Origin of the sequence: Streptomyces sp. NBC_01551, assembly GCF_026339935.1 — a bacterium.
GTDB lineage: Bacteria > Actinomycetota > Actinomycetes > Streptomycetales > Streptomycetaceae > Streptomyces.
This window is the reverse complement of sequence record NZ_JAPEPX010000001.1, coordinates 4,702,033-4,723,485: the sequence shown is the minus strand read 5'-3', so window position 1 is coordinate 4,723,485 and position 21,453 is coordinate 4,702,033. Positions and strand designations below refer to the sequence as shown.

The 21,453-nt window shown below is 73.3% G+C and carries 20 protein-coding genes and 2 riboswitches; of the genes, 12 read left to right on the top strand and 8 right to left on the bottom strand.

The window, feature by feature from the left end:
- Positions 1 to 442: 442 nt before the first annotated feature.
- From OG982_RS21515 to OG982_RS21505, 3 genes are all read right to left on the bottom strand, one after another.
- A complete protein-coding gene (locus OG982_RS21515; protein ID WP_266784302.1) occupies positions 443 to 1,183 on the bottom strand; it encodes an enhanced serine sensitivity protein SseB C-terminal domain-containing protein in 741 nt (246 codons plus the stop codon).
- 54 nt (positions 1,184 to 1,237) lie between these two features.
- Entirely contained in the window at positions 1,238 to 1,972 is a 735-nt protein-coding gene (locus OG982_RS21510; RefSeq protein WP_266949114.1) for an enhanced serine sensitivity protein SseB, read from the bottom strand.
- A 546-nt stretch (positions 1,973 to 2,518) separates the two neighbouring features.
- The gene (locus OG982_RS21505) at positions 2,519 to 3,139 is read right to left on the bottom strand and encodes an AAA family ATPase (protein ID WP_266949957.1); all 621 of its coding nucleotides are present in this window, start codon (positions 3,137 to 3,139) and stop codon (positions 2,519 to 2,521) included.
- Positions 3,140 to 3,422: 283 nt separating this feature from the next.
- Positions 3,423 to 3,526: riboswitch (glycine riboswitch) on the top strand.
- A 184-nt stretch (positions 3,527 to 3,710) separates the two neighbouring features.
- Here OG982_RS21505 and gcvT point away from each other — a divergent pair.
- The 5 genes from gcvT (at position 3,711) to OG982_RS21480 (ending at position 8,891) form a co-directional block, all read left to right on the top strand.
- Entirely contained in the window at positions 3,711 to 4,826 is a 1,116-nt protein-coding gene (gene gcvT, locus OG982_RS21500) for a glycine cleavage system aminomethyltransferase GcvT (protein WP_266784306.1), read from the top strand.
- 70 nt (positions 4,827 to 4,896) lie between these two features.
- Positions 4,897 to 5,277 (top strand): glycine cleavage system protein GcvH, encoded by a 381-nt coding sequence (gene gcvH / locus OG982_RS21495; RefSeq protein ID WP_266784308.1) that lies wholly within the window; start codon positions 4,897 to 4,899, stop codon positions 5,275 to 5,277.
- Positions 5,278 to 5,292: 15 nt separating this feature from the next.
- A complete protein-coding gene (gene glyA / locus OG982_RS21490) occupies positions 5,293 to 6,549 on the top strand; it encodes a serine hydroxymethyltransferase (RefSeq protein ID WP_266784310.1) in 1,257 nt (418 codons plus the stop codon).
- 301 nt (positions 6,550 to 6,850) lie between these two features.
- The gene (locus OG982_RS21485; protein ID WP_266784312.1) at positions 6,851 to 8,233 is read left to right on the top strand and encodes an L-serine ammonia-lyase; all 1,383 of its coding nucleotides are present in this window, start codon (positions 6,851 to 6,853) and stop codon (positions 8,231 to 8,233) included.
- 142 nt (positions 8,234 to 8,375) lie between these two features.
- Positions 8,376 to 8,891 carry a hypothetical protein gene (locus OG982_RS21480; protein WP_266949113.1) on the top strand — a complete coding sequence of 172 codons (516 nt, stop codon included), beginning with the start codon at positions 8,376 to 8,378 and terminating at the stop codon, positions 8,889 to 8,891.
- 84 nt (positions 8,892 to 8,975) lie between these two features.
- Here the strand turns inward: OG982_RS21480 and OG982_RS21475 are convergent, their stop codons facing one another.
- Entirely contained in the window at positions 8,976 to 10,145 is a 1,170-nt protein-coding gene (locus OG982_RS21475; RefSeq protein WP_266784316.1) for a GDSL-type esterase/lipase family protein, read from the bottom strand.
- 196 nt (positions 10,146 to 10,341) lie between these two features.
- Between OG982_RS21475 and OG982_RS21470 the strand changes: the two genes are divergently transcribed.
- Entirely contained in the window at positions 10,342 to 13,305 is a 2,964-nt protein-coding gene (locus tag OG982_RS21470) for a BTAD domain-containing putative transcriptional regulator (protein ID WP_266784318.1), read from the top strand.
- 9 nt (positions 13,306 to 13,314) lie between these two features.
- Here the strand turns inward: OG982_RS21470 and OG982_RS21465 are convergent, their stop codons facing one another.
- Positions 13,315 to 14,046 (bottom strand): flavodoxin family protein, encoded by a 732-nt coding sequence (locus OG982_RS21465; RefSeq protein WP_266784320.1) that lies wholly within the window; start codon positions 14,044 to 14,046, stop codon positions 13,315 to 13,317.
- A 69-nt stretch (positions 14,047 to 14,115) separates the two neighbouring features.
- Positions 14,116 to 14,335, top strand: a riboswitch (cobalamin riboswitch).
- A gap of 28 nt (positions 14,336 to 14,363) precedes the next feature.
- Between OG982_RS21465 and OG982_RS21460 the strand changes: the two genes are divergently transcribed.
- The 6 genes from OG982_RS21460 to OG982_RS21435 all read left to right on the top strand — a co-directional run bounded on the left by OG982_RS21460 (position 14,364) and on the right by OG982_RS21435 (position 18,814).
- Positions 14,364 to 15,077 (top strand): energy-coupling factor ABC transporter permease, encoded by a 714-nt coding sequence (locus tag OG982_RS21460; RefSeq protein ID WP_266784322.1) that lies wholly within the window; start codon positions 14,364 to 14,366, stop codon positions 15,075 to 15,077.
- On the top strand, positions 15,077 to 15,466 hold the full coding sequence (locus OG982_RS21455; RefSeq protein WP_266784324.1) for an energy-coupling factor ABC transporter substrate-binding protein: 390 nt from the start codon (positions 15,077 to 15,079) through the stop codon (positions 15,464 to 15,466). The genes OG982_RS21460 and OG982_RS21455 overlap by 1 nt, the downstream gene beginning before the upstream one ends.
- Positions 15,467 to 15,469: 3 nt before the next feature.
- Positions 15,470 to 16,219 (top strand): cobalt ECF transporter T component CbiQ, encoded by a 750-nt coding sequence (gene cbiQ, locus OG982_RS21450; protein ID WP_266784326.1) that lies wholly within the window; start codon positions 15,470 to 15,472, stop codon positions 16,217 to 16,219.
- Positions 16,216 to 17,037, top strand: coding sequence for an ATP-binding cassette domain-containing protein (locus OG982_RS21445; protein WP_266784328.1), 822 nt, complete (start codon positions 16,216 to 16,218; stop codon positions 17,035 to 17,037). Before cbiQ ends, OG982_RS21445 begins: the two co-directional genes overlap by 4 nt.
- Before the next feature lie 232 nt (positions 17,038 to 17,269).
- Positions 17,270 to 18,238 (top strand): hypothetical protein, encoded by a 969-nt coding sequence (locus tag OG982_RS21440; RefSeq protein WP_266784330.1) that lies wholly within the window; start codon positions 17,270 to 17,272, stop codon positions 18,236 to 18,238.
- Between the two features lie 9 nt (positions 18,239 to 18,247).
- Complete coding sequence (locus OG982_RS21435) at positions 18,248 to 18,814, top strand: PadR family transcriptional regulator (protein ID WP_266784332.1); 567 nt, start codon at positions 18,248 to 18,250, stop codon at positions 18,812 to 18,814.
- A 117-nt stretch (positions 18,815 to 18,931) separates the two neighbouring features.
- Here OG982_RS21435 and OG982_RS21430 read toward each other — a convergent pair whose 3' ends face one another.
- The 3 genes from OG982_RS21430 to OG982_RS21420 form a co-directional block, all read right to left on the bottom strand.
- Complete coding sequence (locus OG982_RS21430; protein ID WP_266784334.1) at positions 18,932 to 19,144, bottom strand: EF-hand domain-containing protein; 213 nt, start codon at positions 19,142 to 19,144, stop codon at positions 18,932 to 18,934.
- Between the two features lie 74 nt (positions 19,145 to 19,218).
- Positions 19,219 to 20,406 (bottom strand): YncE family protein, encoded by a 1,188-nt coding sequence (locus OG982_RS21425; RefSeq protein WP_266784336.1) that lies wholly within the window; start codon positions 20,404 to 20,406, stop codon positions 19,219 to 19,221.
- Positions 20,403 to 21,200 carry a polysaccharide deacetylase family protein gene (locus OG982_RS21420; RefSeq protein WP_266784338.1) on the bottom strand — a complete coding sequence of 266 codons (798 nt, stop codon included), beginning with the start codon at positions 21,198 to 21,200 and terminating at the stop codon, positions 20,403 to 20,405. The genes OG982_RS21425 and OG982_RS21420 overlap by 4 nt, the downstream gene beginning before the upstream one ends.
- Between the last annotated feature and the right edge of the window lie 253 nt (positions 21,201 to 21,453).

Below are 21,453 nucleotides of genomic sequence, written 5' to 3'. Positions count from 1 at the left end.
TTCTTTCGGCGTCGCTGATGGTGCGAATGGCGCGAATTGCGCCTGAAGTGCACGTGAAGAGCTGGTGGTTGTGGGATTGACCGGCCTTCGGTGGGGGGAGTCTTCAACGCTCGCGCGATCGCCCGCCAGACCTGCCGGGCATGTGATGCGCAACCGTGATCTGCTTCGGCACCTTCCGTTATCCGGACCATGTGGTCGGTTGAGCGGTGCAACTGCGTCGCGTTCGGTGCGGAACGGACATCCGACCCAACTGCCATTTGAGGCTTGAAGATTGATGCTCTTGGGTGGATATGGCCGGGGATACGGCAAAGGCCGCACCGGGCGGGCCGGTGCGGCCTTCGAGACGGATGTCTCGGTATGTGGATGAGGGTCTCGCTGCCGAAAATGGCCGGATCACGGCCATGGCACCGTTGTCATTTGCCGGCTGTCGCCGCGGCCGCTGTCAGTACGCCGGGGACTGGCCCTCGCGGTCGTAGAACGGCCGGGTCTGCGCGCGCAGCCACATCGCGACTGGGTCGTGCTCGTCCGCCAGCGCCACGGTGCACACCGGGACGCCCTCGGGGACGGCGCCGACCGACTGCCGCATCATCTCCCGTACGGATTCCAGCGCGGGCGCGGAGGCGTCGTAGAGGTCGAGCCCGACGGCCAGGTACGGGGACCCGAGCGCGGGCTGCACCCAGGCGCGCCGGAGCGAGCGGACGGCGGGGGTCCGGTGCGCGTGCTGGGTCAGCAGGCCGTAGAACTGCGGGAGCTCCAGGGCGGGCTCGGACAGCCGCAGCGGCCCGGCCGGCATCCGGTCCAGGCCGGTGGCGATCCGGCGCAGGTCGGCCCACGGGATGCCGACGCCGCCGCCCTGGGCGTGCGGGTTGAGCCACAGCCCCCAGCGGTCCGGGTAGAGGGCGCGGGCGATGTCGCGGCCGGTGACGACCTCGTAGCCGCGGTTCCAGCCACTGGCGGCGAGCTCCTGCGGGGAGGTCACGCAGGGCGCGTAGCCGAGGCCGTCGACCTCCATGCCGCCGTACTGGGCGTCCGGGGAACCCGGTTGCCCCTGCCAGAGCAACATCCACAGGCGGCCCTCCGCGAGGGCGCGCAGGAGCGACTCGTAACTCTCGTAGCGCCCGGGAGTCACCTGGCGCAGCATGTGCTCGACCTGCCCGGCCGCGGCCGTGCCTGACGCACTCACCCGGTACCCCTCTTCTCCGCCCGTCGTCCACACGTCCCCCCAGCTTATGCGGCCCTAGGGAAGGTAGAAGGGGCGCACGCGCTCACGAATCCAGTCCGTTACCGGATCCTGGGCGGCGTCGAGCAGGATCAACTGCACGGGCCAGGGCGCGGGTACCCGGGCCAGGGCCCGGCCGAGGGCGTCCATCGGGGCGTTTCGCGCCTCGGGCTCCCAGGCCGTCAGCCGGACTCCGACGAACAGCTGGGGGTCCCCGCCTTCGACGCTGGCGAGGCAGCGGTACGCGGCGCTGACCACGCCGGTGGCGCGGAACTCCTCGGCGGCGGCGGCCAGGAAGTCGACGGGGTCGTCCTGCCAGTCGGGCTCGAAGAGCCGGACGCGGCCGCCGGTCGCGGGGCCGTCGAGCGGGGTCCGTCCGGTACGGCAGAGCTCGGCGACGGCGGGGGGCGGCAGCGGCACCCCGACCGCGCCCTCGGGGTTCACGGCGATGCCGAGCTGCGGGGGCAGGCCGCGGGCGAACTCGGCGGCGGGGGCGACGGCGAAGTCCATGCCGGGGCCGACGCAGGCGTGGAACTGGCTCTCGGAGCTGTAGACCGGGACGTACGCCGCGCCGCGGATGTCCATGGTCGGGAGGCTGAGGCTGTCGTGGTCCGGCCCGCCGCCGTCGGGCAGCGGAACCCAGACGGGGCTCCGCCCGAGCACCTCCAGGATCCGCGCACCGGCGTCCGCCTGCCCGAGCGCCGCCCCGAGCACCTGCTCCAGCTCGTTCTCCGGCCAGCCGCCGCCGTGCATTCCGCCTCCGCCTGTACTTGCTCTCGCCGTTGCCGTCCCGCCGAGATTAATGGGTCTCCGACCCGACCCCCGAGCCCCCACCCGATCCCGGCCCGCCATCCCGGCCTCGCCGGCGTTCGAGGCGCGGGGTCTGGGGCGGAGCCCCAGGAACCCGGCTGCGCCGGGCACCGGGCTCCGCCCGGACCCGCGCCTCAAACGCCGGCGAGGCTGGATTTACCCCGGCCGGGACTGGAATGGCCCAGGTCAGGTCAGCCCCGCAGGCCGGTCCAGGGTCGGCCCCAAGGCCAGGCCAAGGGCAGCCCCCAGGGTCAGGCCAGGGACAGCGCCCGAAGTCAGGACGGGGGCAGCGCCCCGGGGCCAGGCCAGGCACAGCGCACGCCGAGGCCAGGGCAGGCGCAGCGCGCCCCGAGGCCAGGGCAGGCGCAGCACGCCCCGAGGCCGGGAAAGGCGCAGCACGCCCCAGGGTCAGGACAGGCGCGGCACGCCCCGAGGCCAGGACGGGGGCAGTGTGCGCCGGGGGCAGGGCAGGGGCAGTGTGCGCCGGGGTCAGGACGGGTGGGGTGTGAAGTCGATGCGGGTTATGTGGGCGGCCGAGGTGCGGTCCAGGAGGGTGGCGGAGGTGCAGCCGGCGGGGAGGCGGCCCGACTCCGCGGCGCGCAGGAGGCGGGTGACCGCCCCCCGGTGGCGGGCGAAGGCGTAGGCCGAGACGCCCCGGCCCCGCGCCGCCTGACCCGACAGCGCCTCCTCCGGCGTCGTGTCCAGGAGGACCAGGTGCAGCGCCCGCCCCCGCCGCCGCGCGGCCGCCGCGAGCAGGCCCCGTACCCACGTCTGGGTCCCGCAGTCGTGGACCACCGCCGAGGCCCCTGAGCGCAGCGTCCGCCACAGCCCCCAGTAGTGGGCGACCCGCACCAGCGGCCGGTACACGGCATACGGCAGCGCCCCCGGCATCCGCCGCTCCCAGCGCTCGCGGACGTCCTGGGAGTCGATGCCCCCGCCCGCCGCGGCCCGCTTGATCAGGGTGCTCTTGCCGCCGCCCGGCAGGCCGGAGACGACCACGATGTCCCCCTCGGCGAAGCCGAGCCACCGCGGCCCGCTCACCCCGGGCCCGCGCAGGTCACGTACGGACGCACCGCCGGCACCGGCACCGGCACCGGCGGCGGAGGGCATCCGCTGCGCCGGAACCACGTCCACGGTCCCCGTCGTCGCCAGTACTCCGAATCTCCGCACGGTGATCGCCTCCCCCCGAATCGGGCCTCCAGGGCCCCATGCCCACTAAGTGTAAAGAGACGGTAATCCTGGACCCCCGGTTCCGGCCCCGGCTCCAACCCCGGTTCCGACCCCGTCCGCGGTCTCGACCGATCGGCACACTCTTTCGGGCCCCGTACACCCATACCCGCCGGTCGCGTGCAATGATGTGCGCCATCTGGACACCAACTGCATACCGGCCGCTTGAATCCGCGCGGGAGAGTCCCGGCACGCCGCGAGGCGGTGCCCGGGCGCCGAAGGAGCAAGTACCTCCCTTGAATCTCTCAGGCCCCGTACCGCGTGGATGAGGCAGATCTGAAAAGCGAGCCGCGCCGCCGTCCCTCACGACGGCATCCGCGTGCGCTCCACCCAAGGTGCAAGTCGACGTTCCCCGGGTCCGACCGGGAACTCTCGGCGAACCTCTCAGGTTCCGATGACAGATGGGGAGGATCGTCCTCGTCATGTCATGCCCTGGGACCCGGGAGCCACACCCATGAGCACTGCCCCCCGCCTGACCGCGCTCGACGCGCTGCACCGCTCGCTCGGTGCCACCATGACCGACTTCGCGGGCTGGGACATGCCGCTGCGGTACGCGAGTGAGCGCGACGAGCACAACGCCGTACGCACCAAGGCCGGCCTGTTCGACCTCTCCCACATGGGCGAGATCACCCTGACCGGCCCGGAGGCCGTCAAGGCCCTGGACTACGCGCTGGTCGGCAACATCTCCACCGTCGGCGTCGGCCGTGCGCGCTACACGCACATCTGCCAGGCGGACGGCGGGATCATCGACGACCTGATCGTCTACCGCCTCGGCGAGACCGAGTTCATGGTCGTCGCGAACGCCTCGAACGCCCAGGTCGTCCTGGACGCCCTGACCGAGCGGGCGGCCGGCTTCGACACCGAGGTCCGCGACGACCGCGACGCGTACGCGCTGATCGCGGTGCAGGGCCCGGAGTCCCCCGGCATCCTGAAGTCCCTCACCGACGCCGACCTGGACGGGCTGAAGTACTACGCGGGCCTGCCGGGCACGGTGGCCGGGGTTCCCGCGCTGATCGCCCGTACGGGCTACACCGGCGAGGACGGCTTCGAGCTGTTCGTCTCGCCCGAGCACGCCGTGGAGCTGTGGCAGGCGCTGACCCAGGCCGGCGAGGGCGTCGGCCTGGTCCCGGCGGGCCTTTCCTGCCGCGACACCCTGCGCCTGGAGGCGGGCATGCCGCTGTACGGGCACGAGCTGACCACCTCCCTGACCCCGTTCGACGCGGGTCTGGGCCGGGTCGTCAAGTTCGAGAAGGAAGGCGAGTTCGTGGGCCGCGCCGCCCTGGAGGCGGCCGCCGAGCGCGCCGCCACGAACCCGCCGCGCAAGCTGGTCGGCCTGATCGCCGAGGGCCGCCGCGTCCCGCGCGCCGGGTTCCCGGTCGTCGCCGACGGCCAGGTCATCGGCGAGGTCACCTCCGGCGCCCCGTCCCCGACCCTGGGCAAGCCGATCGCGATGGCCTACGTGGACGCGGCGCACGCCGCGCCCGGCGCCTCCGGCGTCGGCGTCGACATTCGCGGTACGCATGAGCCGTACGAGGTCGTGGCCCTGCCGTTCTACAAGCGGCAGAAGTAGTCCCCGACCCGTCTCAGCACTCGAGACCCACTGTTCGTTCGCACTCCCCCGCATCCAGGAGAATCAGGCCATGAGCAACCCCCAGCAGCTGCGTTACAGCAAGGAGCACGAGTGGCTGTCGACCGCCGAGGACGGCGTCGCGACGGTCGGCATCACGGAGTTCGCGGCCACCGCGCTCGGTGACGTCGTCTACGCCCAGCTCCCCCAGGTCGGCGAAACGGTGACCGCGGGCGAGACCTGCGGCGAGCTGGAGTCGACCAAGTCGGTCAGCGACCTGTACTCCCCCGTCTCCGGCGAGGTCGTCGAGGCCAACCAGGACGTCGTGGACGACCCGGCGCTCGTCAACAGCGCCCCCTTCGAGGGCGGCTGGCTGTTCAAGGTGCGCGTCGCGGAGGAGCCGGCCGACCTGCTCTCCGCCGACGACTACGCCAAGCTCACCGCCGGTAACTGACCCCAGGGGATCCTGATGTCCGTACTGAACACCCCTCTCCACGAACTCGACCCCGACGTCGCCGCCGCCGTCGACGCCGAGCTCGTCCGCCAGCAGTCCACCCTGGAAATGATCGCGTCGGAGAACTTCGCTCCGGTCGCCGTCATGGAGGCCCAGGGCTCGGTCCTGACCAACAAGTACGCCGAGGGCTACCCCGGCCGCCGCTACTACGGCGGCTGCGAGCACGTCGACGTCGTCGAGCAGATCGCGATCGACCGCATCAAGGCGCTGTTCGGCGCCGAGGCCGCGAACGTGCAGCCCCACTCGGGCGCGCAGGCCAACGCGGCCGCGATGTTCGCGCTGCTGAAGCCGGGCGACACGATCATGGGCCTGAACCTGGCCCACGGCGGTCACCTGACCCACGGCATGAAGATCAACTTCTCCGGCAAGCTCTACAACGTGGTCCCGTACCACGTCGACGAGTCGGGCGAGGTGGACATGGCCGAGGTCGAGCGCCTCGCCAAGGAGTCCAAGCCGCAGCTGATCGTCGCCGGCTGGTCCGCGTACCCGCGCCAGCTGGACTTCGCCGCCTTCCGCCGCATCGCGGACGAGGTCGGCGCGTACCTGATGGTCGACATGGCGCACTTCGCCGGCCTGGTCGCCGCGGGCCTGCACCCGAACCCGGTGCCGCACGCCCACGTCGTCACCACCACCACGCACAAGACCCTCGGCGGTCCGCGCGGCGGTGTCATCCTGTCGACGCAGGAACTGGCCAAGAAGATCAACTCCGCGGTCTTCCCGGGCCAGCAGGGCGGTCCGCTGGAGCACGTGATCGCGGCCAAGGCCGTCTCCTTCAAGGTCGCGGCCTCGCCCGAGTTCAAGGAGCGCCAGGAGCGCACCCTGGAGGGCGCGAAGATCCTCGCCGCCCGTCTGGTCCAGGACGACGTCAAGGCCGTGGGCGTGGACGTCCTCACCGGCGGCACCGACGTGCACCTGGTCCTGGTCGACCTGCGCAACTCCGAGCTGGACGGCCAGCAGGCCGAGGACCGCCTCCACGAGGTCGGCATCACGGTCAACCGGAACGCCATCCCGAACGACCCGCGGCCGCCGATGGTCACCTCGGGCCTGCGGATCGGCACGCCGGCGCTCGCCACCCGCGGTTTCGACGCCGAGGCCTTCACCGAGGTCGCGGAGATCATCGCGCAGGCGCTGAAGCCGACGTACGACTCCGAGGGCCTCAAGGCGCGCGTCTCGGCGCTCGCGGCGAAGTTCCCCCTGTACCCGACGCTCTGACGTCGGCAGGTCACGGGTCGGGCCCGGTTCCTGTATCCACAGGGACCGGGCCCTTCCCGTGACCCCTCTCACACGGCGCGCCGCCCGCCCCGGGCCCGCACCCCGGCGGGCACCCGGCACCGCCCGCCGGCCACCCTTGGCGGCCTTCCACCCGCCCCCTCCCCCTCCCGTCCGGCGGACGAGCTGTTCACCTCGCCGCGATAAGCTCGCCTGTCGGACAAAAACCGAACAATCCACCTCCCCCGCACGAACCGCCTCTCCTGCCCCCTCCCACCCCACGAGCAGACAAGGGAGTCCGCCAGTGGCCATCTCCGTCTTCGATCTCTTCTCCATCGGCATCGGCCCGTCGTCCTCCCACACGGTCGGCCCGATGCGGGCCGCACGCATGTTCGTGACCCGCCTGAAGAAGGACGGGGTCCTCGCCGAGACCGCGTCCGTCCGCGCGGAGCTCTTCGGCTCGCTGGGTGCCACCGGCCACGGCCACGGCACCCCGAAGGCGGTGCTCCTGGGCCTGGAGGGCCACTCCCCGCGCACGGTGAACGTGGAAACGGCGGACGACGAGGTGGAGCGCATCCGCAAGAGCGGCCGCCTCCGCCTGCTCGGCACGGAGATAGGAAGCGCGCACGAGATCGACTTCGACGAGCCGAACCAGCTGATCCTGCACCGCCGCCGGTCCCTCCCGTACCACGCGAACGGCATGACGCTCTTCGCCTACGACGCCTCCGGGACCCCGCTGCTGGAGAAGACGTACTACTCGGTCGGCGGCGGCTTCGTGGTGGACGAGGACGCGGTCGGCGAGGACCGGATCAAGCTCGACGACACCGTCCTGAAGTACCCCTTCCGGTCGGGCGACGAGATGCTCCGCCTCGCCAACGAGACCGGCCTGTCGATCTCCTCCCTGATGCTGGAGAACGAGAAGGCCTGGCGCACGGAGGAGGAGATCCGCGAGGGGCTCCTGGAGATCTGGCGCGTCATGCAGTCCTGCGTCGCGCGCGGCATGTCCCGCGAGGGCATCCTCCCGGGCGGCCTGCGGGTCAAGCGCCGGGCCGCCTCCACGGCGCGCCAGCTGCGCACCGAGGGCGACCCGATGATGCACCGCAGCGAGTGGACGACGATCTACGCGATGGCGGTCAACGAGGAGAACGCGGCGGGCGGCCGCGTCGTCACCGCGCCCACGAACGGCGCGGCGGGCGTCCTCCCGGCGGTCCTGCACTACTACACGAACTTCGTCCCGGGCGCGGACGAGGACGGTGTGGTCCGCTTCCTCCTCGCGGCGGGCGCGATCGGCATGCTGTTCAAGGAGAACGCCTCGATCTCCGGCGCCGAGGTCGGCTGCCAGGGCGAGGTCGGCTCGGCCTGCTCGATGGCGGCCGGCGCCCTCGCCGAGGTGCTGGGCGGCACCCCGGAGCAGGTCGAGAACGCGGCCGAGATCGGCATGGAGCACAACCTCGGCCTGACCTGCGACCCGGTCGGCGGCCTGGTCCAGATCCCGTGCATCGAGCGCAACGGCATGGCGGCGGTCAAGGCCGTCACCGCGGCCAAGATGGCGATGCGCGGCGACGGCAGCCACAAGGTCTCCCTGGACAAGGTCATCAAGACCATGAAGGAGACCGGCGCCGACATGAAGGTCAAGTACAAGGAGACCGCCCGCGGCGGCCTCGCGGTCAACGTCATCGAATGCTGACCGACTGACCTGCCCCGGCCCGAGGAGCCCCACCGGAACCCACCCGGTGGGGCTTTCCCGCGTCGCGGTGGAACCGCCCGGGGTGCGGAGGTGTCTTAGGGGGTGACATCGGTCCCCGTCTCTGGAGAAACAGGGGGACGTCATGAAGCACCTCCGCCGCCGACAGATCACGGCCCTGGCCACGGGCATGCTGCTCGCCGCCGGGATCTCGTTCGCCGCGCCGGCCTCGGCCGCCGCCGTGAAGGGCTCCGCCCGCACGCAGACGCCGCTCGTCGTCAATGCCCGCTGGGGCGGGCACTGCACGTACGACCGGCTCGTCATCGACCTGCAGGGATACGTCCCCCAGGTCACCGTCACGCCCGTCTCCAAGCTCGTCTACGACGGGTCCGGAAAGCCCGTACCGCTCGCCGGGAAGTACTTCCTGGAAGTCCGCCTGCACCCCGCGGCCGGACACGACGACGCCGGGCAGAACGTGTACAAGGGCCCCAAGCTCGTCAAGATCTACCTGCCCAAGCTCAAGGGCCTCGCCATGACCGGTGACTACGAGGGGTACGTGACCTTCGGCGCCGCCTTCGACACCAAGCCCGGCTACAAGACCTCCACCCTGCACGGCCCCGAGCGGTTCGTGCTGGACATCGCGCACCCCAACGTGTGCTGAGCCGGTGCGGGGGCCCGGCGTCGTCGCACGCGCCGGGCCCCCGTTTCCTCCGGTTCCCCCGTTCCCCCGTTCCCCCGCCCTTCGTCAGTTCGCCGGGCGGATCCGCATCCGGCCGGGGTCGCCGTCCGCGAACCAGTCCTGCGTGCACGCGTACCGCCCCGGCGCCGCCGCGCCCACCAGGCCGAGGCAGGCCGCCATCGCCCGCTGGCCGTGGGCGTTGGGGTGCATGGACTCCTCCAGGGTGCCCTGGGTGTTCGCGTAGTCCAGGAAGCGGAACCATTCGTGCTCGCGCGGGTCCGGGCCGCTCTGGCCCACCTGCTCCGTGCCCAGCGAGCAGACCTCGTGCCCGGCGAGCGCGTCGCGCAGGTCCATGTAGTCGGTGCCGCGCGCGGTCGCGACCGACTTGACCATGTCGCCGATCTGCGGGACGAGCGTGTACGCCGCCCAGGTCGCGTCGCGGTCGTTGAAGGGGCAGCCGTCCTTGAACATCCGGTCCGAGTCGTTCTGCGACAGCCGGAAGGACTCCCCGCCCGGGATCGGCGAGGGGTAGGACTGCAGGACCAGCCGGTAGTCGCCGTCCGCGTAGCCGGCGGCCCGCAGGGTGGAGCGGATGTCGTCCACGACCGCCGTGACCCTGGCCCGCACTCCCGGCAGCTTCTGCTCCACCACCGGCGCCTGCTTCTTCCAGCACAGCCGCTTGAAGTACCAGTCGTAGGCACAGTCCCCGATGATCGCGCCGAAGCCGAGGTCGTTGCCGCCGACGGAGAGGGCGATCAGCCTGACCCGCTTGGTGCGGGCGAGGGCCCCGAGCCGGTCCGTCTGCGGGGCTTCGCCGTGGTACGCCTCGCCGCCCGCGGCCGTGCTGAGGACGTTGACGGTCTCGGCGCCGGAGCAGGCCAGGTTGACGCGCTCGTCGATGCCGGGGAGCGGGGCGGTGGCGATCTCCGAGACGTCGGAGCGGTGGCAGCCGCCGACCTCGGCCGTCGCGCCGTAGATCCGGGCGGGATCGTAGGAGGAGCCGCCCGTCCAGGCGCGGTCGGTGCCGTTGCGGCTGCCGGCGTAGCGGTCGGTGTTGCCGAGCCAGCGGCCGGCCTCGCCGGAGATGAAGCTGTCGCCCATCGCCACGGCGACGGCGGGACCGGTGGGGGGACCGGACGACGCCGAGGCATCGGGGGCGGTCAGGCCGGCCAGTGCGAGCAGGGCGACGGTCAGCAGCGCGGCGCCACGGGAGGCGGTGCGCGTGCGGATACGCATGGGGAGGGTCCTCTCGGTGAGGTGAGGGGAGGGGAGGGGAGGGGAGGGGAGGCGGGGCAGCCGCGGAGGAGCGGAATGTGGGCCACTCCTGCTCCGGCCGGGTGGGCAGACGTTACGATCGGCGGCCACCGGCGGCCCACCCGCCGGCCATCCGACGCCGTCCACCCGTCCGCCACGGAGCGCCGCGGAGTCCGCCGTGACCTTGGTCTTCTCCCTGCTCGGCCCGTTACAAGTCAGCCTGGACGAACGCCCGTTGACGATCGCCGGCCCCCGCAGCCGGCGGGTGCTGGCGACGCTGCTGCTGGAAGCCGGGCGGGTGGTTCCGGTGGCGGGGCTGACCGAGGCGGTGTGGGACGACCCGCCCGCGACGGCGCGGGAGCAGCTCCAGAACGTGGCGGCCGCACTGCGCCGGGCCGGGATGCCGGTGGCGCGCACGGACGCGGGGTTCGTCCTGGAGCCGGGGCCGGGGACGCTGATAGACGTACGAGAGTTCGCCCGGCTGCGTTCGGCGGCCGAGGCCTCGGACGACCCGGGCGGTGCCCGGCAACTCCTCGGGCAGGCCCTGGAGTTGTGGCGGGGGCCGGTGGCGCTGGCCGGGTTGGAAGGGCGGATCCTCACGTCCGCGTCGGCCAGGCTGGAGCAGGACCGGCTGGACTGCGTGGAGCGGGCCCTGGCGGCGGACCTCCAGCTGGGCCGCCATGCCCGGGCGTGCGCGGAACTGGCCGGGCTGGTGGCCCGGTACCCGCTGCGGGAACGGCTGGTGGAGCTCCACATGCTGGCGCTGTACCGCTCGGGGCGCCGCGGCGAGGCCCTGGCCGCGTTCACGCTCGCCCGGCGGAGGCTGGCCGCCGAGGCCGGCCTGGACCCCGGCCCCGCGCTCCGCGCCCTGCACGCGGCGCTGCTCTCGGACACCGACCCCGGGGGCCCCGCCGGAGGGAGCCCCGCCGGGGGAAGCCCCGCCGATCTGGCCGGGCCGGGGTGCACCGCCCGGCGCGGGGGACCACAAGGCCGCGGCGGGACCGCGGAACCCGGCGGAGGCGGCCGGGACACTCCGGCGACCGGCCTGACCGGCACGGCGCCAGCCGCCCCCGCCCAACTGCCCGCCCCGGTCGCGGAGCTGGTCGGCCGGGACGACGAAGTGGCCGCGCTCAGGCGAGGGTTGCGCGAAGGCGGCGGCGCAGTGTGCGTCGTCACCGGAACAGCCGGGATCGGGAAGACCGCGCTCGCGCTCACGGTGGGCCGCGCGCTCCGGGAGGACTTCCCCGACGGGCAGTTGTACGTGGACCTGCGCGGCGCCGACCCCACCGCCGGGGCCGATCCCGCGGAGGTGCTGGCCGGGTTCCTGCGCGGGCTCGGGGTCGACGGCCCGGCCGTGCCCGCCGAGCCGGGCGAGCGGGGGGCCCTCTACCGGAGCCTGTTGGCCGGCCGGCGGGTGCTGGTGGTGCTCGACAACGCGGCGTCGGAAGCCCAGGTCCGGCCACTGCTGCCGGGATCCGGGCCGGCTCTCGTCACCAGCCGGCACCGGCTCGCCGCGCTGGACCGGCGGACGGCCCTCACGCTCCCGCTCCTCGACGAGCCGGCCGCGCTCGGGCTGCTGGCCCGGGTGGCGGGGGCCGGGCGGATCGCGGCCGAGGCCGACTCCGCCCGGGAGCTGGTGCGGCTGTGCGGGGGCCTGCCGTTGGCGCTGCGCATCGTGGGGGCGGAGCTGGCGACGCTCCCGCACCGGGAACTCGCCCGTCTGGCGGCCCGTTTGGCGGACGAGCGGGCCCGCCTGGACGTGCTCGACGGGGTCCGGGCCGGGCTGCGGCTGAGCTGTCGCGCCCTCCCGGCCGAGGCGCGGGCCCTGCTGCGCGGGCTGGCGCTGCTCGACGCCCCCGACTACGCGTCCTGGACGGCGGCCGCGGTGCTGAACAGCCCCCTCGCGACCGCCGAGAGCGCCCTGGACGCCTTGGTGGCCGCGCACCTCCTGGAGGCGACGGGGTCCGCGCGCTACCGCATGCACGACCTGGTCCGCGCCTTCGGGCGGGAACTCCCCGGGGCGCAGGAGGCGGTGCCGCGACGGGTGCTGGCCTGCTGGGTGGCGCTCGTACGGGAGGGGCGGCGCGCGCACCAGGGCGTGGACTATCCCGGGTCGGGTGGGCGGGCGGCCGCCGCGGTGCCCGACCCGGCGGTGCTGGCCGGGCCCCGGGCCGAGCCGGTGCGCTGGCTGGGGGCCGAGCGGGAGGCGCTCGTCGCCACCGTACGGCAGGCCGCGCGGGTGGATCCGTACGCCTGCGTGGAGCTCGCGGCGGCCGGGGAGTACCTGTTCGACCTGCGCAGCGATCTGCCGGGCTGGCAGGCGCTCCAGGAGGCGGGGCTCGCGGCGGCCAGGGCGGGGGGCGACCGCGCGGGCGAGGCGCTGATGCTGGTCGGGCTGGGGCGGCTGCGCGCCTGCCGGGAGGAGTGGGGCCCGGCTCGGGCCATGGTGGAGGCCGGCGAGGCGCTGTTCGAGGGGCTCGGGGACGCGCACGGAGCGGCGTACGCGGGCTGGGTGCTCTCGTACCTCGACCGGGTCCAGGGCCGGCTGGACGAGGCGGCCCGGCGCTGCCGTCGTGGCGCGGCCGTCTTCGAGGCGGCCGGGGACCGCTACGGGCAGGCCCATGCGCTGCGCGGCCTCGGCCAGGTGCTGCTGGCGCGCGGCGAGACGGGGCGGGCGCTGGAGCTGTTGCGGCAGGCCCTGGCCGTGGCGGAGCTGGGCGGCGCGGACTGGCCCCGGATGTGCATGCTGCGCTGGGTCGCGGACGCGCAGCGGATGCTGGGGCGGTCGGACGAGGCGACGGCGGGCTTCCGCGAGGTCCTCGCCCACACCGAGCGCTCCGGCGACCTGGCCGGGCAGAGCGCGGCCCGGATCGGGCTGGGCCGGATCGCCCTGGACCGCGGGGACACCGCCGGGGCGCTGCGCGAGCTGCGGGCGGCGGACGAGCTGGGCCGGCGCTCGGGGCAGATCCTGGTGCGGGCCATCGCGGCGCCGCCGCTGGCCCGGGCGCTGTTGGCTTCGGGCGACGCGGCGACGGCCGGGGAACTGCTGGAGGAGGCGCTGGCCGACTGCCGCCGCATGAACGCGGCGCCGCTGCTGGCCCGGCTGGAGTCCGCGCTGGCCGACGTGCGCGAGCGGCAGTAGCCGCGGCCCCTACCGGTGTTCGGGGTTCGGGAAGTCGAACCGGCAGCCCGCGTCCCACAGGGAGCGCTGGTTGCCGTGTGCCGGAATGCCGCCCGAGCGCTTGAGGAGCGCGGCCAGGTGCATGAGGTTCCACGACATGAAGGTCGTGTTCCGGTTGGTGAAGTCGTTCTCGGGGCCGCCGGAGCCCGGGTCGAGGTACGAGGGGCCGGGCCCGGCCTCGCCGATCCAGCCCGCGTCGGCCTGCGGCGGGATCGCGTAGCCGAGGTGCTGGAGGCTGTAGAGGATGTTCATGGCGCAGTGTTTGACGCCGTCCTCGTTGCCGGTGACCAGCGCGCCGCCGACCCGCCCGTAGAAGGCGTACTGGCCCTGTTCGTTGAGGATCGAGGAGCAGGCGTAGAGCCGCTCGATGACCTGCTTCATGACGGAGCTGTTGTCGCCGAGCCAGATGGGGCCGCAGAGGACCAGGATGTCGGCGTCCATGATCTGGCTGTACAGCACCGGCCACTGGTCGCTCTCCCAGCCGTGCTCGGTCATGTCGGGCCAGACACCCGTGGCGATGTCGTGGTCGACGGCCCGGATGAGGGAGGTCCGGGCGCCCGCCGACTCCATGACGGCGCGGCTCTTGTCGATCAGGCCCTCGGTGTTGCTGGTCTCGGGCGAGCGCTTGAGCGTGCAGTTCACGTAGACGGCGGTCAGATCGGCGTACTCCGAAGAGTCGAAGTCCTGCGCGGGGTCGGCCACTCCCCCACCCTGCGCGGGGCCGCGCGCACCCGCCAGCGGACCGCGCCCATCCGGGCGGGATTGGGGCGGGTTGTTACCGGTCCGTCCGGCCGACTAGGGTCAGCGGGCCTTGGTGTTCGGGAAACCGGTGGGAAACCGGTGCGGCCCTCGCCACTGTGATCGGGAAGTCCGGCTCCACTCCTACGGGAAGCCACTGGGCTCGCGCGGGAGACCGTACGAACCCGGGAAGGCGGAGCCGGGACATCAGCACCCGTGAGCCAGGAGACCGGCCGGGGCGCGTTGTCCATCCACGAGGTGCTGGAGAGGTCTCCCCACTCATGCATATAGCCGAGGGCTTCCTGCCCCCGCTGCACGCGGTCGCCTGGGGCGCCGCGTCCGCTCCGTTCGTCGTACACGGCGTCCGCGCCCTCACCCGCGAGGTGAAGGCCAACCCGGAGAGCACGCTGCTGCTCGGCGCGTCCGGGGCGTTCACGTTCGTGCTGTCCGCGCTCAAGATCCCGTCCGTGACGGGCAGCTGTTCGCACCCGACCGGAACGGGGCTCGGCGCGATCCTGTTCCGGCCGCCGATCATGGCGGTGCTCGGCACGATCACCCTGCTGTTCCAGGCGCTGCTGTTGGCGCACGGCGGGCTGACCACGCTCGGCGCGAACGTGTTCTCCATGGCGATCGCCGGGCCGTGGGCGGGCTACGCCGTCTACCGGCTGCTGCGGAAGTTCGGCGCGCCGCTGATGGTGACCGTGTTCTTCGGCGCCTTCTTCGCCGACCTGGTCACCTACTGCGTGACCTCGGTGCAGCTCGCGCTGGCCTTCCCGGACCCGGGGACCGGGTTCCTCGGCGCGCTCGCCAAGTTCGGCGGCATCTTCGCGGTCACGCAGATCCCGCTGGCCGTCAGCGAGGGCCTGCTGACGGTCCTCGTGATGCGGCTGCTGATGCAGTCGAGCAAGTCGGACCTGGTCCGGCTCGGCGTCGCGAAGCTCACGGGCGGCGCGGACGCCGGCCGCACCGGGAACCAGCAGGAGGCGGCGGTCTGATGAGCCGGAACGCGAAGATCAACACCCTGCTGCTGCTCCTGGTGGCGGCGCTGGCCGTGCTCCCGCTCGCGCTGGGGCTGGGCGAGGGCAAGGAGGAGCCGTTCGCGGGCGCCGACGCGCAGGCGGAGGCGGCCATCACCGAGCTCAAGCCGGACTACGAGCCGTGGTTCTCCCCGCTGTACGAGCCGCCGTCCGGGGAGGTGGAGTCCGCGCTGTTCGCGCTGCAGGCGGCGCTCGGCGCGGGCGTGCTCGCGTACTACTTCGGCGTGCGCAAGGGCCGCCGCCAGGGCCTGGCGCAGGCGGGACAGCAGGCCCGAGCCGGACAGCAGGCCCCGGCCGGGCAGCAGGCCCCGGCGGACCAGGCTCCGGCCGCCGCCCCCGAGGCCTAGCCGGTGCTGCCGATCGACGTGGCGGCGCACGGCAGCCGCTGGCGCCGCCGCCACCCGCTCGAAAAGGCACTGCTCGGACTCGGCCTCACCGTCACGGCGGTCTCCCTGCCGCCCTGGCCCGGCGGGCCGCTGGTGGCCGCCGCCACCCTCGCGGTGCTCCTCGGCCCCGCCGGGGTGGCCGGCCGCCAGCTGTGGCGGGCGTTCCGGATCCCGCTCGGGTTCTGCTTCACCGGGGCGCTGCCGCTGCTGTTCGCGGTCGGCGGCCCGGCGGGCCTGGTCTCGCTCGCCCCCGACGGGCCCCGGCACGCCGCCGAACTGCTCCTGCGGACCTCGGCGGCCTCCCTCGGCGTGCTGCTGTTCGCCTTCACCACCCCCGTCTCGGACGTGCTGCCCCGGCTGGTCCGGGCGGGGGTCCCGGCGCCGGTGGTGGACGTCGCGCTGGTGATGTACCGGATCGGGTTCCTGCTGCTGGACTCGCTCGCCCAGGTCCGGCGCGCCCAGGCGGCCCGCCTCGGGCAGAGGGGCCGGGCCGCGATGTGGCGTTCGCTGGCCGGGCTCGCGGCGACCTCGTTCGTACGGGCCTTCGACCGTGCCGGGCGGCTCCAGGAGGGCCTGGCCGGGCGGGGCTACGACGGCGCGCTGCGCGTGCTCGTACCGCAGGCGTCGCTGTCGTGGCGGTTCCTCGCGGCGACCGGGGCCCTGCTGGGCACCCTGATCGCCGCCACTCTCGTACTCAAGGAGCTGTATCTGTGACGCGGTTGGTGGAGCTGGTCGGCGCGGGCTACGCGTACGAGGACGGTCCGGCGGTGCTGTCCGGCGTGGACTTCGGGATCCTCGAGGGCCGGGCGCTGGTCCTGCTGGGCCGCAACGGCAGCGGCAAGACCACGCTGATGCGGCTGCTGAGCGGCGGCCTGAAGCCGGGTCCGGGCGAGCTCCGGCTCGACGGCGCGGTGGTGGCGTACGACCGGGCCGGGCTGACCCGGTTGCGGACCTCGGTCCAGCTGGTGGTGCAGGACCCGGACGACCAGCTGTTCGCGGCGTCGGTGGAACAGGACGTCTCCTTCGGCCCGATGAACATGGGGCTGCCGGTGGACGAGGTCCGGTCCCGGGTGGACTCCGCACTCGCCGCGCTGGACATCACGGCGCTGCGCGGCCGCCCGACGCACCTGCTGTCGTACGGCCAGCGCAAGCGGGCGGCGATCGCGGGCGCGGTGGCGATGGCGCCGCGCGTGCTGATCCTGGACGAACCGACGGCGGGCCTGGACCCGGACGGGCAGGAACGGCTGCTGGACGTCCTGGCGGGCCTGCGCGCGGCGGGCACCACGGTGGTCATGGCCACGCACGACGTCGACCTCGCGGTCCGCTGGGCCGACGACGCGGCGGTCCTGACCCCGTCGGGCATCCGCGTCGGCCCGGCGCAGACCCTGCTCTCGGACCCGGACCTGCTGGCGTCGGCGGGCCTGCGCCAGGCCTGGTCCCCCGCGGTGACCGCCTTCCTGCGCACCCGGAACCTGCTCGCCGAAACCGCCCCGGGCCCCAAGACCCCGGAGGCGCTGTCCGCCTGGACGTAGGGCCGCACGGCGCGGCGGCCGGCCACCACCGCGCGGCCGAGCACCCGCCCGCGCTAGGTCCTGTCGTCAAAGTGGCGCCTGGCCCGCGACGCCCGGCACCGCGCCTCGCCGCGTTGTCGGGGCACCCGAGTACGCCCAGTACGCGGGCGCCCCTCCGCCTTGCGATGCACGGCGCCGGACGCCGCGGGCCCGACCGGCGCCACTGTGACGACAGGACCTAGGCTTCATGATCATGCGGATATTCAAGGCGACGAGCGCCCCCAAGTCCCTCCGGTGGGACGGCGATGAACTGGTGGACGCCGTGGGCGGGTTCCGCCGCTGGACGGCGGACGGCACCGCGCGGCCCGGCACGTGGAACCCGCCGCACCCCTTCGACCGGGCCGCCCACTCGCCCTCGGGCCGTTGGACGGTGGTGTACGAGCAGCGCGGCGGCGAGGCCCTGCTGCTCGACGGCCAGGACGTCGTGCGCCAGGTCCCCCGGGCCGCCGACCGGAGCAGCATCGACCGCGCGATGGCCGTGGCCGAGCTGCCGGACGGCCGCGAGGTCCTCGTCTACGCCCCCGGGTCGGTGCTGGAGATCGAGGAGCTCGTGTCGGGGATGTCCCTGGCCTCCTACTACAAGCGCATCCTGGGCAATCACGGCTCCCGGATCTCGATCGCCCCGGACGGCCGCCGGCTGGCGGCGGCCGGGTTCGGCTGGATCGAGGACGGTATCGCGCCGGTGTACGACGTGGCGGCCGCCCTCGCGAACTCCTGCACCCTCGACTACGAGGGGATCCTCCCCTTGGCGGCCGTGTACGGGGAGGTGGGCTCGGTCTGCTGGCTCGACGGGGACCGGTTCGCCGTCGCGACGACCGCCGCGCGGCGCTCTCCCCCCGGCCCGGACGCACTGGGGCCGCGCGCACTCGGGGTCTGGTCCTTCGCCGAGGAGCGCTGGCTGCACCGCGGCCCGGCCGAGTCGCCCTGGGGGACGCTCGTCGCCTGCGGCGGCGACCGGGTGCTCGCGCTGTACGGACATCCCCGCCTGGTCGACGCGACCACCGGGGCGGTGCTCGCCGCATGGCGGGACGTCGCGGCGCCGCGCGACGAGTCGCCGTACGGCCGGGGCCCCGAACCGGTGGCGGCGCTCCACCCCGACGGCACCCGCCTGGCCCTCGCGATCGAGGACGGCATAGCGGTCCTGGACCTCCCGCGTCCCTAGGATGGCCGCATGTCGCTCCCGCACGCCATCCTCACCGCCCTGCTCGAGAAGCCCTCGTCGGGGCTGGAGCTGACCCGGCGGTTCGACAAGTCGATCGGGTACTTCTGGTCCGCGACGCACCAGCAGATCTACCGCGAGCTCGGCCGGCTGGAGGAGGCCGGGCTGATCCGGGCGCTGCCCAGCGAGGTGCCCGTACGGGGGCAGAAGAAGGAGTACGAGGTGCTGCCGGCGGGCAGCGCGGAGCTGGCCCGGTGGGTCGGCGAGCGGCAGGACCCGAAGGCCGTGCGGGATCCCCTGCTGCTGCGGATCCGGGCGGCGGCCGTGGTGGGGCCGCAGGGCCTGGCCGGGGAACTGCGGCGGCACCTGGGGCTGCACCGGCGGCAGCTGGAGACCTACGAGGCCATCGAGGAGAAGGACTTCCCGCCGGGCCGGCGCTCCGACGAGGACCGCCTGCACCGGCTGGTGCTGCGCGGCGGCATCGCCCTGGAGACCTTCTGGCTCAGCTGGCTGGAGGAGGCCCTGGCCGAGGTCGAGGACATCGGGCCCCAAGCTCCGCCGGTCGAGGGCACGGCCTGAAGCCTGGACCCGAGACCCGAGACCCGAGACCCGAGACCCGAGGCCCCAGGCCCGAGCAGCCGCAAGCCCCCGCCCGCCCCGGCAGGGGGCCGACGGGGGCCGTGGAAGGCGCGGAGCCTACTTGTTCAGGGAGCCCCAGAACTCGTCGAAGCTCAGCAGGCCGTCGCCGTTCACGTCCTTGGCCGCGATGACGGCGTCGGCGACCGGACCGGTGACGAACGGGTCACCCATCGCCGCCATGGCCGCCCGGAACTCGTCGGCCGTGACGAAGCCGTCACCGTTCACGTCGAACTTGCCGAACGTCGTCCGCGCGCTCTCGATGTCCGCCACTGGGTCCACCCCTTCTTGGTGCTTGTTGACCGGCCCAGGGTAGCGCCAGCCTCAGCCCGCCCCCTCCTGCGGGGTCACCGGAAGATGCCGGTGTGCCCCAGCGAGTAGCGGCCGGGTTGCGGGTAGACGGCCAGCCCGTGCGGGCCGCCGCCGACCTTGATCTTGGCGAGCTGCCGCCCGGTCCCCGTGTCGATCGCGTAGACCTCGGAGTTGTAGCGGCCCGAGAGCCACAGCACCTTGCCGTCGGCGGAGACGCCGCCCATGTCGGGGCTGCCGCCGTCGGGCAGCTGCCACTTCTTGGTGAGCTTGTTCTGGGTGAAGTCGAAGACGGAGATGCTGCCCTCGCCGCGGTTGGAGACGTACATCTCCTTGGAGTCGCGGCTGACGTACAGGCCGTGGCAGCCCTTGCCGGTGGGCAGCAGCTTCGGGACGTCGAACGTGTCGCCGCTGAGCACCCACATGCCGTGCGCCATCATGTCGGCGACGTAGAAGGTCTTCCCGTCCGGGGAGATCTTGACGTCCTGCGGCATCGCGCCCTCGAACGGCAGCTTCTGCTGGCCGACGACCTCCATCTTCTCCGTGTCCACCTTGAGGAGTTCGCCGGAGAACTCGCAGCTCACGATGAAGTAGCGGCCGTCGGCGGAGAAGTCGGCGTGGTTGACGCCCAAGCAGGTCACCGGGACCGTCTTCACCCGGTTCATCGTGTGGGGGTCGCGGAAGACCAGCTCCCGGTCCATCGAGGCCATCACGACCGCGTACTTGCCGTTCGGCGTGAAGTACAGGTTGTACGGGTCGTGCACCTCGACGGGCGCGCCGGCCTCGCCGGTGGCCGGGTTGATCGGGGTGAGCGTGTGGCCGCGGTTGTTGTTGACCCACAGGGTCTTCATGTCCCAGGACGGGACCACGTGCTGGGGCTGGACGCCGACCGGGATGGTGTCGATGACCGTGTACGTCGCCGGGTCGATGACGGACACCGTGTTGGAGCCGGTGTTCGGCACGTAGACGCGGGACGGGAAGTCCTTGACCACCGGGGAGAGCCTGTTCGGCCGGTCGGCGGCGTAGACGTCGTTGGGGTCGAGGAGCGGCGGCATCCCCGCCAGGCCGGGCGGAACGGCCGGGACCGCCTTGACCGGGCGGGCCGGTCCCTTGGAGCCGAGCGCCTCGGTCGGGCCCTTGTCGCCGGCTCCGCAGCCGGCCAGGGCGGCGAGGACCAGTCCGGCGAACAGCGCGGTGGCCTTCCGGGGAAGGCGGATGGTCGTCATGGGGTCAGCAGCTCCGTGGTGGTCACCGCGCGCAGCTTGCGGCGCGCGAGTTCTTCGAGGAGGGGTGGCATCGCGGCGACCGTGTCCGCGTAGCCGAAGTGCAGGCTCACCACCGATCCGCTGCGGATCGTCCCGGTGACCGTGCGGAGGACGGCCGCGGCGCCGGGCGAGGTGAAGTCGAGGGAGTCCACGTCGTACGAGAGGACGTGCGGGTAGCCGGCGCGCTGGGCGAGGGTCCGCACGAGCGGGGTCGCGTACCGGGTCTGGGAGGGCCGGAACCAGGTGCCGATCGAGCCGGTGAGCCGCTTGAGCCGCTGGGCGCACTCGGTGATCTCGGCGTACGCCTCCGCCTCGGGCATGGTGTTGACGGCGAGGTGGCGCTGGGTGTGGTTGCCGAGTTCGTGGCCGCCGTCGAGGATCCGGCGGGCCATCTCCGGGTGGTCGTCGAGCCAGGTGCCGATGGCCAGCACGGTGACGCGGGCGCCGCCCTTCTCGGCCTCGGCGAGGATCGCCCTGGCGGTCGCGGGGTCCCCGTTGCCGTGGAAGGTGAGGGCGACCCGGGGGCGGTCGCGGGGGCCGTGCCCGATCTCGACGGGCTGCCCGGCGAACCGGTGCGGGGCGGGGGCCACGGCCGGTGCCTTGGCGGGCGCGGGGGCGGTGGCGGTGCCGTGGCCGGTGGCGGGCGCGGGGGCGGAGGCGGTACGGCCGCTCGTGCCGCAGGCCGCGGCGAGGGCGCCGACGGCGACCGCCGTCCCGGCGCGGAGAGCGGATCGACGGTCCGGGTAGCTGAGCACCTGCCCATTTAAGGGCGTGTGGGAGCAGATGGTAATGATTGACCCAATTTGGGACCTTTGGCGGGGCGGTCCACATGCTGGGATGTCAGGCGCGTGATCAACGAATTACACCGAGGCATCGATACTTATTCATTGATTACGAGGCGAGTGGCCCACCTCACCTAGGATTTAGGTGGAAACTCTTAGGATTTGCACACTTATGTCCGAGTCGGGACTTTTGGCGTTTGGGCCCTCGTCTGCCATAGTCGAAATC